This is a genomic window from Streptomyces sp. JH002, from assembly GCF_050916115.1.
Lineage (GTDB): Bacteria > Actinomycetota > Actinomycetes > Streptomycetales > Streptomycetaceae > Streptomyces > Streptomyces xiamenensis.
This window is the reverse complement of record NZ_CP087989.1, coordinates 6183490-6195556: the sequence shown is the minus strand read 5'-3', so window position 1 is coordinate 6195556 and position 12067 is coordinate 6183490. Positions and strand designations below refer to the sequence as shown.

The following is a 12067-nucleotide window of genomic DNA, read 5'->3' as shown; positions in this document are numbered from 1 at the left end:
CTCCACCGAGCGGTTGTCCTCTGCCACGCCCAGCCTACCGAACCGGATTCTCCGGAATCCACCATCTGCGCCTGGATTTAAGGACGTTGGTCACAGAGGCCGAGCTCGTCCCGGCACCGCGGAAAACGACACGCGCCCCCGCCCGTCACCGTACGGGCGGGGGCGCGGCTGTCGGTCGGTCAGATGCCGCAGGTCGGGGCGGACCAGAAGCGGCTGGAGCGGTGGGCGACGTGCGTGTGATCGTTGTGGCCGGGGTATCCCGGGCCCAGGATCTCGTTGAAGCCGTGGTACCTGGCGCGCTGGGCGAGGGTGCAGAAGGACGGGGTGCCGGTCAGGTCGACGCCGTCGCCGTACAGGTGACGGCTGTTGGCGGCGCCACCGGCCGCGTTGTTGCAGGCCACCGAGCGGAAGCCGCTGCTGACCGTGATGGGCCGGTCGCCCAGCGCCTTGCGCAGGGCCTCCAGCTTCCACATGCTGACCAGGGCGTTCTGCCGGGCCGTCGCGGCGCTGACCGCGCCTCCGGCCCAGGTGGTGTTGCAGCGGTTGAGCTCGGCGAAGCTGAAGTGGGCCGGCGAGCAGTCCGGGGACTGCAGCGCGTAGATCCGGTTGAAGGTGTTCGGTCCTGCCACTCCGTCGGCGGCCAGGCCGTACGCCTGCTGGAAGCGCGTCACGGCCGCCCGGGTCGCCGGGCCGTAGGAGCCGTCGAGGGCAAGGACCTCGCCGTAGGCGGGGTAGCCGGAGACTCTTATCTGCAGTTGGCGCACATCTTCCCCGGAAGAGCCCTCGGAGAGGGTGCGATTCCAGGTGTAGCAGCTGTCGGCCGCTGCCGTGGAAGCGGTGCCTGCGCCGACCAGGGTGGCGGCGGTCAGCAGCACAAGGGCGGCCAGGGAGCGCATCACTCGTCTCATGGGGGAGCACAGTGGCGGTGATCCGCCGAATTGACAAGGGCGCGTCAACCGTACGGCCGGAGCCTGCCGCGCGGGTGCCGCTTTCTCCCCTCCTTCGGAGGTTTCCCGGGCCGCTGTCCGGCTGGGGAGCGCCCCGCCGGCCCCTGGGCGTCTTCCCGGAGCCTCCTCACGGCGGGCCGGCCGGCAGGCGGCGGAAGGCGGGGATGGCGAGCAGGGCTGCGCAGCCGGCCAGCAGGAAGACGGACGAGGTGGCCAGGACGGCCCCGGTCCCCAGCAGGCCTGCGGCGGGGCCGGCCAGGGCACGTCCCACGGGCTGCAGGATGAGCGAACCCGTCTGGTCGTAGGCGTAGATGCGGTTCAGCACGTCGGCGGGGATCTGGGTCTGGACCGTGGTCGCCCACATCACCGCCCAGACCGACGCCCCCGCGCCGGCGGCCGCGAAGGCGGGCGCGAGCAGCACCGGTGGCGCGCCCTGTCCGACGAGGAACGGGACCGGGAGGTAGCCGAGCAGGGCGATGATCCCGGTCCGCAGCGGGAAACGGGGACGCATCCGCATCGCCACCAGCCCGCCGGCCGCCGCGCCGGTGCCGAAGAGCGACATCATCAGGCCGTACCCGCTCGCCCCGTCCCGGTCGGTCAGGACCGTGGCGGACAGTACCTGGAACGGCCCGTAGAGGGTGAGGCCGAGCAGGGCGAACACGCCGATGACCGGCCACAGCCAGGTACGGGAGCGGAACTCGTACCAGCCGTGCCGCATCCCCTGCCACAGATTCTCCCGGCGAGGAGTGGGCACGGCCACGAGCCGGATGACGGACAGACACACGGCGCTGACGGCGAACGACACGGCGTCGAGGGCGATGGCGGTGGCCGGTGCGGCGAATCCGACGACGATTCCGGCGCCCATCGGCCCCAGGGCCGCGCCGATGGATATCCCGATCCGCAGTGCGGCGTTGGCCTCTTTGAGATGGCCGGGGGCGACGGCCGGCACCATGCCGGCCACGCCGGGCTGGTACAGCGCCGTGGCGGCGCCGGTCACCGTCTGGGTGGCGATCAGGAGCCACAGCGAGGGCCGCCCGCCGGCGACGTCCACCGCCATGAGACCGATCGCCACCAGCCGGACGAGGTCGGCGACGATCATCATCCGCCGTGCCTGGAAGCGGTCGGCCAGCACACCGCCGACGAGCATCAGCACCACCATGGGGGCGATGTGGGCGGCCAGGACCAGGCCCACCTCACTGGCTCCGAAACCGGCCGAGAGCATGGCCACGGTGAGCGCCACCGGCAGCATCATGTCCCCGACGAAGGAGATGGTCTGCGCCGAGAAGAAGAGCAGGAAATGACGGTTGCGCCACACCGACGGCACGGCGGGGGCTTCCCGGGTGACCTCAGTCGCCATCGTGACCCGCGATTCCGCTCGGGTTCCGGGCCCGGGTCACCCCTGGGTGCTCCCCTGCGGTGCTGGCGTGGCCGGCGTGGCCGGCGTGGCCGGCGTGGCCGGCGTGGCCGGCGTGGCCGGCGTGGCCGGCGAGAGTCTCACGGGGATCAGGACGCTGCTGATGCAGCGGCGGTAGAAGGCGTCCCAGTCCGAGGCCGGCATCTCGACGAAGCGGGTGCAGCAGATGAGTGCCGGTATGTGTCCGTCCGCCGTGCGATGACGCCGGACGGTTTCGGCGGGCACCCGCAGCGTCACCCGCCATCCGGAGGCGTCGACGTGCCAGGCGGACGCGGTGGCCGAGGCGTAGGGGAAGACCCGGAAGCCCGCTTCGTGGACATCCCGTGCCGTGTGGAGCAGTTCGTTGCCCAGGCACACGGCGATCTCGTCGAGGTAGACGCCGAGCCCGCGCGAGGAGTGGAAGGTGAAGAGGATCTCGCCGTCCGCCTCCGAGACGCCGCACTCGACGGCGAAGACCTCCTCGGGGTGGGCCGGCGGGGTCGACCACAGTGCCGGAACACTCCCTTCCTTCCCGTCGGCCCGGACGGAGAACGTCGCCGGGGTGGCGCCCACTTCGACGCGGGTGGTGCCGATGCCCTCGGGTGCGGAGCCGAGCGTGTCCCGCCTGACGAGCATGTCGGCCACCTCGGTCCCGACATCGACGAGCAGGCCGAAGCCGGCTTCCTGGGGGAAGCTGTCGCGATCGGCGGACCGTCCGGCTCCGGCGAGCGCGGCGGGCAGTGCGTCCAGGCCGCTCAGGACGTGGCGTGCGAACGCAAGGATGTCCTGGGCCTCGTGATCGCGTACCAGCGCGGCGAAGCGGCCGGCGTCGAAGTCCGGGTGGTGCGCGAGGTCACGGATCTCGCACAGTTCGGCCAGCCGTACCTTGGCGATCGGCTGGACGAAGGGCATTTCGACGTAGTCCTTGAACACGTGCGCGCACAGCAGGAACGTCGCCGTGGTGACGTCGGGGATTCTGAGCGTCCCGGCTTCGGAGGCCGGGTGCGTGACGGAACCCGCGAGGATCGTGCCGTACTCCAGTTTCCGGGTGGAGACCCAGTCGGCCATGACCAGGCCCCCGGCGCCGTTGGCTGCCTGGTAGTCGCCGCGCGGATAGCGCCAGACGGGGAAGTACCCGTGCAGGTCGAGCGGGGACCTGTCCGGCGAGGAGAAGGTGGCCTCTTCGTGGCAGGCGCTGTTCGCCAGCCGGTGATAGCCCAGGTCCTCGAAGATGCGGCCGTACCGCACGGGGTCCGGTGTCAGCAGATCCAGGTCCGAGGTCAGCCGGGGGAAACCGGCGGCGCCCAAGAGGTGGGCGGCGCTGTTGCCCTTCAGCAGCAGCACCGGCCGCCCGTCCCAGGCGGGGTGGCCCCTGAGGCCCTTCTCGACCCATGCGGCGTCCGTCTCCACGCGTGCCGCCGCTCCCGCGTGGTGCGCGTGCGAGCGGCGCACGGCGTCCAGCAGCCCGTCGGAGACGGGGATCGTGGGGTTCTCCGCCATCCGGACCAGGAACCGTCCGGCCACGCGATGGATCTCCAGCGCGCCGGCGATGTCCTCGATTCGCCCGCCCGACAGAGCCGTCGCGTCGTCGCTGAATCCACCGGCCCACAGCACCGCGTCAAGCACCGGGTTACCCATCGCACTCCTTGTCTTGATCCTCGTTCAGGTCTTCCGGGGAGCCGTGCCCCTGTCAGTGCCGGGCGCCGCCGCGTGGTGCGGCGTCCGTCGCCGGCGGGAGCAGCCGCCGGGCCGCCCGCTCCCGCAGCGATCCGGGTGCTCCGTGTGCGGTGAGGTAGCCGGCGATGTCGCCGTGCTCCCGGCTGATCCAGCTCAGTGCCTGTTCCATGGCGGGGACGGCTCCGCTGTTCATCGCGTCGAAGAAGCCGGTGTCCTTGCCCTTCGCGAGCCAGGAGGCGCGCCGCCTGGCCACGGTCGGGGCGACGGACTCGGCGGCCCGGGCGTGGTGGGTCACGATGTCCTGCGGCCGGGCGCCGGCCAGGCCGAGGGTCAGCGCCACGACGAGACCGGTGCGGTCCCGCCCGGTGCGGCAGTGCACCAGCACCGCGCCGTCCCGGGGTTCCAGGACGAAGGTCACCGCCTCGGCGAGCGCCCGGCCGTGCCGTTCGAGGTGCCGCAGGTACAGTTCGGCGAGCGAGGCGCACCGGCCGGGCTGGGGGCGTGACGCCTCGTCACCGATGGGCAGACGCCGGTAGCTCATGTCCGGCTGCGCGGCCAGCGTCTGGGGTACCTTGCCGGCTTCGCGGTCGCTGCGCAGGTCCAGGACGGCGGTCAGGCCCTGACCGCGCAGCAGGTCGACGGCGGAGGGGGCGTAGGGGGTGGTGAAGCCTCCCCTGAGCAGCCTGCCGCGGGTGAGGGGTGCACCCCGGATCTCCTGCCCGCCCACATCGTGCACCAGATGGGGTGGACCGAGTTCGATCACGCGCACGCTTTTCTCCCCTGCAATCGAGGTTCGGCAGAACGCCGTCCGCCGGACCGCATTCCGGAATGCGCTTTCCTGGCCCGGCACGTCCGCGTCCGTTCGGCGGCGTGCGACGGCATCATTCCGGGTTGCGCATGAAAAGAGGGATCCCCGAGGAGCGGCGCGGTGAAACGCGGGCATCCCGGTTACCTGTAAGCAGCAACTGCTCGGCGGGAGCCTAGGTTCCGCTCCTGGGGGTGTCAAGAACGCCTCGGGGCGGAAGCGCTTCACCAATAGTCGGCCGCCCGGGCCATTGTGACCGCCGCATTCCATGAGTGATCCGCAGGAGGGCCGGTCCGCTGGCCCGTTCGTTCCGGTGTTCACCGATACCCCCACCTATTGTCGAACAATCGATTGCACCCGCCCGTCACCTGCGGCGCCGACCACACCACCGCCCCTCACCGTCGGTCCGCCGGCACCGACAGGGCGGCGCGTCAGCCGCATTCATCCTGTTCAGCGATGGAACGAAGGGGACACCAGGCGTTCATGAACCCGATTCCGTCCGGATCGCGGCACGTCATCCTGCCGGGACGATTTGAGCAGTTCTGAACCACTTCCCAGCGGATCCCCGGATCCCGCACGGCCGCACAAAAACCGGCGATGTCGTAAATCTGGCCACAGTGTGGCTCCGTCGACGAGAAGGAAAAAGTCACTCCGCGCAGCGGGGGCACGCGGCCGGAGAAGACTTTGCGCCACATCCGGCAACGGAAGACGGGCGCATCAAACGCTTGCGTGGTTGACGGCTGCCAATGCCGCTTCTAGTGTCATGGCTCGCCGCAGAGCAATCGTTTTCCCGGGCGTTCGCAACCCCGTCCCAAATGGGCGGTCAATAGGGCGACGAGGCAGCTGAATGCCGCCCTTGGTTGCGACGGAACCGCGGTCGGCCGCCGCCCGGAATTCCGCCGAATCCCTCCATCTCGTACAGCGCGATTCGACATGGCGCGCTTCCCGTGTCCGTGCCGCCCGCCGGCACGGCCGGTGCCCCGTGTCCGTCCGATCAGCTTCGCCGAACCGGGAGAGCAGCCAGATGACGCAGAGCATGACCGCCCCGCCGGAGCAGTTCCACTTCGGGATCGACTACATCCGCGAGCACTTCGGCAGCAACGTGGCACTCGCCACCCAGCAGATGGCCCACAACCGCTACCGGTCGAACCTCCAGCCCTTGGTCGACCACATCTTCGCGTCCCTGGAGCTGACCGGGCGTGAGTCCCTGCTCGACGTCGGATGCGGCAACGGTTTCATCCTGCGCGACATCGTCAGCAGGATGCGCGACGGCGGGCGCGTGGTGGCACTGGACATCTCCCCGGCCATGCTGGAGCTGGCGAAGCGCAACGTGACCGTCGCGTGGGTCCCGCTGGAGTTCACCGAGGGCAACGCCAACGATCTCTCCCGCTACGCCGACGGCGCCTTCGACCGGGTGATGGCCAACTACATCTTCCACTACATCGACGAACCGGACACCGTGCTCTCCGAGTTGCGCCGGGTGACCGCCGCCGACGGGCGCGCGCTGGTGACCATCGAGGCGCGCCACTCGATGCCCGAGATGTACGCGATGCACTTCGAGGCCATGGAACGGGTCGGCTTCCCCGCCGACTTCATCGGCCGGCTCCCCCGCGGCCGGCGCGGCGTCATGACGCTGGACAACACCGCGGAGTACGCCGCCAAGCACTTCTCCTCGGTCGAGGAGCGGCCCTATGCCGACGCCCTGCGCTTCGCCACGCCCGAGCCGTTCATGAACTTCTACGTCGCGGGCCACCGGTATTGCGGGGCCCTGCCCAAGGCCGACGACACGATCCCGCGGGAACTGTTCGACGCGCTGCACGCCGATGTGGAACGTCAGGTCAGCGCCCGCATCGCCGAGCGCGGGTACTTCGAGCTGACCAAGCACAACTCCGTCTTTGTCTGCTCCTGACCGCTGGAGACGGCCATGACCACCCCTCACCCCCCACGCATCGCGCTGTTCGGGCTCCCCGGCGCGGGCAAGTCCACCACGGCCGCCCTGCTGCGGCACGCACTGCAGGAGCGCGGCGAGCGTACCGCCGTGGTCCGGATCGCCGCTCCGCTGTACGACGTGCAGCACGCGTTCCACGAGCGGATCGGCAGCCCACTGGCGGAGGACCGCCAGGACGGCGCCCTGCTGAACTTCCTCGGCTCACATTTCCGGCGGACCGCGCCGGGCTTCCTGCTGGAGGACTTCCGGCAGCGCTGCGCGGACGCTCTCGCGGCGGGGGCCGATGTCCTCATCTGCGACGACGCCCGCCCCGTGGATCTGGGCGAGTTGTCCGCGCAGGGGTTCACCCTGGTGCGGATCAGCGCGCCGGACGCCCTGCGCCGGGCCCGGAAGTCCGCGCGCGGCGACCGTACCGGCGGGGACGACGTCCACCCGACGGAAGCCGGGGTTCTCGATGTCGAGCCCGACCACCGGATCGTCAACGACGGTGACCTCGCGCAGTTGGAGCGTCTGATCGCCTCGTTGCTCGCGGACCTGGACGGCGACCCGGCCGGCGGCCGGCTCGGCGCGCCAGCGCCGTCCGGTGAGCGGGACCGGCTCCGGTCCCTGTTCGACAGGGCGGCGCGCCTCATCACCCCGCACTACGCGGAGAACCGCCACCAGATCGGCGCGGTCATCCTGACGGCGGACGGCCGGACCTTCACCGGCCTGCACATCGAGGCCATGGTCGGGCGGGCCTCGGTGTGCGCCGAGGCCGTCGCACTCGGCAAGGCGCGGGAGGCGGGTGCGACGGACCTGCGGCTGGTGCTCGCGGTACGCCACCCCAAACCCGGTGAGGAGGACCGGCGCATCCGTCCGGTCCCGCCCTGCGGTCTCTGCCGGGAACTGCTCCTGGACTACGGTCCGGACATCCGGGCGGTCATCGGGGCACCCGACGACCTGAGCGTCGTCCCGATGAAGCAGCTGCTGCCGTCCAAGTACGTGGGGACCAAGTGGAATACGCCCGGCACCGCGCCGGCCGCACCCGTGCTCCGGCACGGCTGACCGGCGGTACGCACAGGAGAGTGGGAGTCCATGTCCAGTTTCGAGAGGTATCTCGTGGCCCGGTACCCGCGGGCGCGCGTGAGCCGGCTCAGCACGTCGAACAACTCCGTCTTCCTGGTGGACGACGCGGGCCGGCAGCTCGTGGCCAAGCACCTCACGGACACCGATATCCCGCTCTCCTACCTGGCCGACTCCAATGAGGCGCTCGCCCGTTCGGTCCCGGTGCAGCGGATCCACCACGTCCTCGACCGGGCGCAGGGAGACCCGTTCGACGGGACGCTGGCCGAGTACGTGCCCGGCACGGACCTGGCCACCGTGCTCGCCGGGAACGGGCGGGCGCCGTCGCCGCAGGAACTGGCCGCCTACCTCGGACGCTTCCTGCTGGCGTGCCGTCAGCTGCCGCGGATGCACGACGGCTACGGCCCGTACAAGCGGACGGCGCCGGAGCTCGCCTCGCACGAGGAGTTCGTCGTGGGGTACGCCGCCCGCTACTGGGGGCGGGCCCGGCCCTTCTACGAGGGCACGCGGACCGGCGACGCCGTCGACGCCTGGGTGGAGCACGGGCTGCGCGCGGCGCTGCGGCGTAATCCGGCCCCGCACGCCGTCGTCCCCATCGACGCCAACCTCAAGAACTTCATCCTCACCCCCGACCGGCGGATCATCGCGCTCAATGTGCCGATCGCCGCCGTGTCCACCCCGGCGCACGCGGTGGCGGCGGTCGGCGCCCATCTGCGGCACCGTCCGTACCACGCGGCCTTCCTCGATGAGGTGCTGGCGAGCCAGTGCCCGGCGGACGCGGAGATGGTGCCGCACTTCGAACTGTGGGCCCTGCTCGGCATCCTGTCCTTCTACGCCGTGCGCCACCCCCTGGAGCGCGACACCTGGCGCGACTGGGGGTCGCCGGTCCTGCTGGACGAGGACTTCCGCGGCCTGGTCCACGACCTGCTGCCGAAACGGGCGACCCGGTGATCCTCACCGGCGCGGCCATCACGGAGGCCGTGCACGCCGGAGACATCGTGGTCGATCCGTTCGACAGCGCACGGGTGAACCCCAACAGCTACAACTACCGCCTCGGGGCGGAGATCCACGAGGTGGTGACCTCCGGCGAGGCCGTGCCGGTGGCCCGCCACGTACCGCTCGTACCGGACGAGGGCCGGTGTCTGCTGCTCAAGGGGCACCTCTACCTCGGGCACACCCTGGAACGCATCGGCAGCCGGCGGTACGTGACCTCGCTCATCGGGCGCAGTTCCATCGGCAGGCTGGGGCTGTTCGTCCAGCTCTCGGCGGATCTGGGCCATCAGGGCGCCGTTCACCGCTGGACGCTGGAACTGCTGCCGGCGATGGACATCTACGTGTACCCGGGCCAGGTCATCGGCCAGGTCTCGTTCTGGAACATCCAGGGCGTCCCGGCCCCGTACGCCGGCTGGTACGGGCGCCACGACGTGCCAATGCCCTCGAAACTCCACACACCCCCCACGAGAACAGAAGAGTCGCCGTGATTCTCAGCGGACCCGAAATCAGACGGCAGGTGAAGAACGACGTCATCACCGTCACGCCGTTCAACCCCGATCACCTCAACCCCAACAGCATCGATCTGACCCTGGAGAACACCGTCCTGCGCTACCGCAGCCCGGTGATCGACCCCCGGGAGGAGCAGGAGGTCGAGGAGGTGACCATTCCCTCCACCGGACTGCTGCTGGACCCGCTGGGTTTCTGCCTGGGCGCGTCCCGCGAGACCGTGGGCAGCACCGCGTACGTACCCATGGTGCACGCGAAGTCCAGTACGGCCAGGGCCGGGCTGTTCGTCCATGTGACGGCCGATCTCATCGACATCGGGTCGCTGGGCACCGTCACGTTCCAGCTCTTCTCGACCCTGCCGCTCACGGTGTACCCGGGGATGCGCATCGCCCAGATGACCTTCTGGCGGCCCCAGGGCGACATCACCCTCTACACGGGGAAGTACCAGGGCTCCAAGGGGCCGAAGAAGTCGATGATCTTCCGCGATCCCTTCTGGCAGTCGCTGCCCGTCGGCCGGTGACGGCAGGGATCCCCGCATGCTCCGGAAGGGAATGCCCATGAACCGCGACCGAACGGCGATCGCGTCCGCGCGCGGGGCGGTCGTCCCGGTGACCGCCTCCCCCGAACTGCTCGACGCGCTCGCCCGGGTGATGGCCCCCTACATCGCGATGGAGCCGGCCGACGCCCCCGTGACAGCTCCGCGGGTGAGGGTGGTCGACGACGCGCCCACCGGGGAGGGCTGGCGGCGGATCGCGCTGCGCTCGGAGTACGAACCGGACCGGGTGCTGTGGGCCGACGACACCCGCCGGCACCTCGCGCTGCCGCGCGCGTCCGGGGAGTGGACGCTGCAGCAACTGCTGCGCTCGGTACGGCATCTGTTGCGCTGGCAGTCCTACGCCCGGGGCGACCTGTTCCTGCACGGCGGGCTGGTCCGCGCCGCCGGCACCGGTATCGCCTTCCTCGGTCACAAACGCTCCGGCAAGACCTCCAGCGTGCTGAGCGCCCTGCTCAACGGCGGCGCCGACTTCGTCTCCAACGACGATCTCGTCCTCACCGAAGACGACGACTCCCCCGCCGCCCTCACCGGCTACGGTTCGCCCCGGACGATCAACATCCGCACGGACGTCCTGCTGGAGCTGGCCCGTACCGCCCCGGCGCTGCGTGACCTGCTCACGGAGGCCGGCCATCCGACCAACGCGTTCCCCGGCCGGCACCACACCCGCGAGGCCATCCGGTCCGGGGAGGGCACGCGGCTGCCGGGGTCGGTCTGGGTGCGCTGCGCCGAACTCGCCCGCGTCACCGGTCGCCCTCTGGTGCCGGAGGCCCGGGTCGGCGTGGTCGTCCTGCCCCGGTTCGGCTCCGGTGACGGCGGGCCGGCCATCAGCCGGATCGGACCGGAGGAAGCGCTGCGGGCGCTGAGCGAGCATGTGGAGGGGGAGGCGACCAAGTACGACCCGTTCCTGGCCGCCTGGTACCCGCACACGGATGGCGAGCGGCGCACCCGGTTGCTGCGGCGGCTCGCCGAGCGGACCCCCTGCTACCGCCTCACCCAGGACATGGAGCGGCTGGGCGAGGCGACGTCGATCCTGCTGCGGACCGTCAGGACGGCGGGTGCGGCGGCGTGATGCCCCTTCGGTCATGCGGATCCGCGCCGCCGTGGACGGAGCACGTCCATGCACCCTGACCCGGGCACGCCGCGCGTCGACAGCGCGGCGCTCGTCACGGAAGCAGGGGGGTGGCGTCCTGCTCACCCGCTCCCCCGGCGGAGATCTGCGGCCGCCCACCAGCGGGACGTCCCCGGAGCCCGGGTCCCGGGTCGCCGGCGGCTGCCGGCGCCACCCGGTTCGTTCCGGAGGTGTGCGGAGAGGTCGAGGACTTCCCGGCCGCAGGGCTGTCGCCGGCGCGTACCGGCCCGCGAAGCGGGGGGTCGGGCAGTTTCTCGCCGGTGCCCGCGAGCGATATCGCTTCACCAGTACGACAATTCCTGCGGATGGCGACGGAAAAGGAAAGTCTTTGGCGGCGCCCTTTTCGAAAGAGGGCTTGATTGACACGTAAACCGCGCCGCTCCTAGGCTGCCTGTTCACCCGTCGTGACCTGGGTACGAGCACGGGCAGCAGCTTTTCTTCCCGAGTGCGGCACTCCATGGCCACGCATATCCGCACCAATGACCGGAAAGACGCATGGCGGCTGAATACAGGGACGGACGTAGGATTCTGCGGCGCACGGCGGCCCGGGTGGTGCTGATCGACCCGGAATCCCGCACGCTGCTGGTCCAGGGATGCAATCCGCACAACCGGGCCGCCGGCAGCTGGTGGTTTCCGCTGGGGGGCGGCTGTGAGGCGGAGGAGACCCTGGAGCAGGCCGCCCGGCGGGAACTGTACGAGGAAGCCGGCATCAGGGACGTCGAGCTGGGCCCCCTGATCTGGACCCGGTCCGTCGAGCATCCCTACATGAAGGACCAGTACCTGTACCAGGAGGAGTTCTACTTCGTGGGGCACACCGCGTCCCCGGACTTCGGGCGGGTGGCCTGGACCGCGGAGGAACGGCAGCAACTGATGGACATGCGCTGGTGGAGCGCCGAGGAACTGCGGGAGACGCAGGAGACCATCCTGCCGCCGGCACTTCCCGGTCTCCTTCCGCGACTCATCAGCGGGGCATACCCCGACCAGCCCATCGCCCTGGACCGATAGCCCCCACGGCCCTCGGCGTGCCCGAACGGAAGGCGGGTCGACCCC

11 protein-coding genes are annotated in these 12067 nt (G+C 70.7%); 7 read left to right on the top strand and 4 right to left on the bottom strand.

Annotated elements, in window-relative coordinates; genetic code table 11:
- Window positions 1-179: 179 nt before the first annotated feature.
- The 4 genes from H7827_RS28460 to H7827_RS28445 all read right to left on the bottom strand — a co-directional run bounded on the left by H7827_RS28460 (window position 180) and on the right by H7827_RS28445 (window position 4786).
- The gene (locus tag H7827_RS28460) at window positions 180-908 is read right to left on the bottom strand and encodes a D-Ala-D-Ala carboxypeptidase family metallohydrolase (protein WP_432747876.1); all 729 of its coding nucleotides are present in this window, start codon (window positions 906-908) and stop codon (window positions 180-182) included.
- 166 nt (window positions 909-1074) lie between these two features.
- On the bottom strand, window positions 1075-2304 hold the full coding sequence (locus tag H7827_RS28455; protein WP_432747875.1) for an MFS transporter: 1230 nt from the start codon (window positions 2302-2304) through the stop codon (window positions 1075-1077).
- A gap of 36 nt (window positions 2305-2340) precedes the next feature.
- Window positions 2341-3978, bottom strand: coding sequence for a nucleotidyltransferase family protein (locus H7827_RS28450; RefSeq protein ID WP_432747874.1), 1638 nt, complete (start codon window positions 3976-3978; stop codon window positions 2341-2343).
- A 52-nt stretch (window positions 3979-4030) separates the two neighbouring features.
- The gene (locus tag H7827_RS28445) at window positions 4031-4786 is read right to left on the bottom strand and encodes a tyrosine-protein phosphatase (RefSeq protein ID WP_432747873.1); all 756 of its coding nucleotides are present in this window, start codon (window positions 4784-4786) and stop codon (window positions 4031-4033) included.
- Window positions 4787-5846: 1060 nt separating this feature from the next.
- On the opposite strand from H7827_RS28445, the gene H7827_RS28440 reads away from it, so the two are divergent.
- The 7 genes from H7827_RS28440 to H7827_RS28410 all read left to right on the top strand — a co-directional run bounded on the left by H7827_RS28440 (window position 5847) and on the right by H7827_RS28410 (window position 12022).
- On the top strand, window positions 5847-6731 hold the full coding sequence (locus tag H7827_RS28440; protein WP_052385481.1) for a class I SAM-dependent methyltransferase: 885 nt from the start codon (window positions 5847-5849) through the stop codon (window positions 6729-6731).
- A 15-nt stretch (window positions 6732-6746) separates the two neighbouring features.
- Window positions 6747-7814 carry a cytidine deaminase gene (locus tag H7827_RS28435; RefSeq protein WP_432747872.1) on the top strand — a complete coding sequence of 356 codons (1068 nt, stop codon included), beginning with the start codon at window positions 6747-6749 and terminating at the stop codon, window positions 7812-7814.
- 30 nt (window positions 7815-7844) lie between these two features.
- Window positions 7845-8783, top strand: a complete 939-nt coding sequence (locus H7827_RS28430; protein WP_432747871.1) for a hypothetical protein — start codon at window positions 7845-7847, stop codon at window positions 8781-8783.
- Window positions 8780-9313 carry a dCTP deaminase gene (locus H7827_RS28425; protein ID WP_432747870.1) on the top strand — a complete coding sequence of 178 codons (534 nt, stop codon included), beginning with the start codon at window positions 8780-8782 and terminating at the stop codon, window positions 9311-9313. Before H7827_RS28430 ends, H7827_RS28425 begins: the two co-directional genes overlap by 4 nt.
- Complete coding sequence (gene dcd / locus H7827_RS28420; RefSeq protein ID WP_030738661.1) at window positions 9310-9852, top strand: dCTP deaminase; 543 nt, start codon at window positions 9310-9312, stop codon at window positions 9850-9852. The genes H7827_RS28425 and dcd overlap by 4 nt, the downstream gene beginning before the upstream one ends.
- A gap of 37 nt (window positions 9853-9889) precedes the next feature.
- Window positions 9890-10957, top strand: coding sequence for a hypothetical protein (locus H7827_RS28415; RefSeq protein ID WP_432747869.1), 1068 nt, complete (start codon window positions 9890-9892; stop codon window positions 10955-10957).
- Window positions 10958-11512: 555 nt separating this feature from the next.
- A complete protein-coding gene (locus H7827_RS28410; RefSeq protein ID WP_432747868.1) occupies window positions 11513-12022 on the top strand; it encodes an NUDIX hydrolase in 510 nt (169 codons plus the stop codon).
- The last annotated feature ends 45 nt before the right edge of the window (window positions 12023-12067 follow it).

Bases quoted from the DNA above. Each gene is read 5' to 3' on its own strand.
- H7827_RS28460 (WP_432747876.1), bottom strand. From the start codon at position 908: ATGAGACGAGTGATGCGCTCCCTGGCCGCCCTTGTGCTGCTGACCGCC.
- H7827_RS28455 (WP_432747875.1), bottom strand. From the start codon at position 2,304: ATGGCGACTGAGGTCACCCGGGAAGCCCCCGCCGTGCCGTCGGTGTGG.
- H7827_RS28450 (WP_432747874.1), bottom strand. From the start codon at position 3,978: ATGGGTAACCCGGTGCTTGACGCGGTGCTGTGGGCCGGTGGATTCAGC.
- H7827_RS28440 (WP_052385481.1), top strand. From the start codon at position 5,847: ATGACGCAGAGCATGACCGCCCCGCCGGAGCAGTTCCACTTCGGGATC.
- H7827_RS28435 (WP_432747872.1), top strand. From the start codon at position 6,747: ATGACCACCCCTCACCCCCCACGCATCGCGCTGTTCGGGCTCCCCGGC.
- H7827_RS28430 (WP_432747871.1), top strand. From the start codon at position 7,845: ATGTCCAGTTTCGAGAGGTATCTCGTGGCCCGGTACCCGCGGGCGCGC.
- H7827_RS28415 (WP_432747869.1), top strand. From the start codon at position 9,890: ATGAACCGCGACCGAACGGCGATCGCGTCCGCGCGCGGGGCGGTCGTC.
- H7827_RS28410 (WP_432747868.1), top strand. From the start codon at position 11,513: ATGGCGGCTGAATACAGGGACGGACGTAGGATTCTGCGGCGCACGGCG.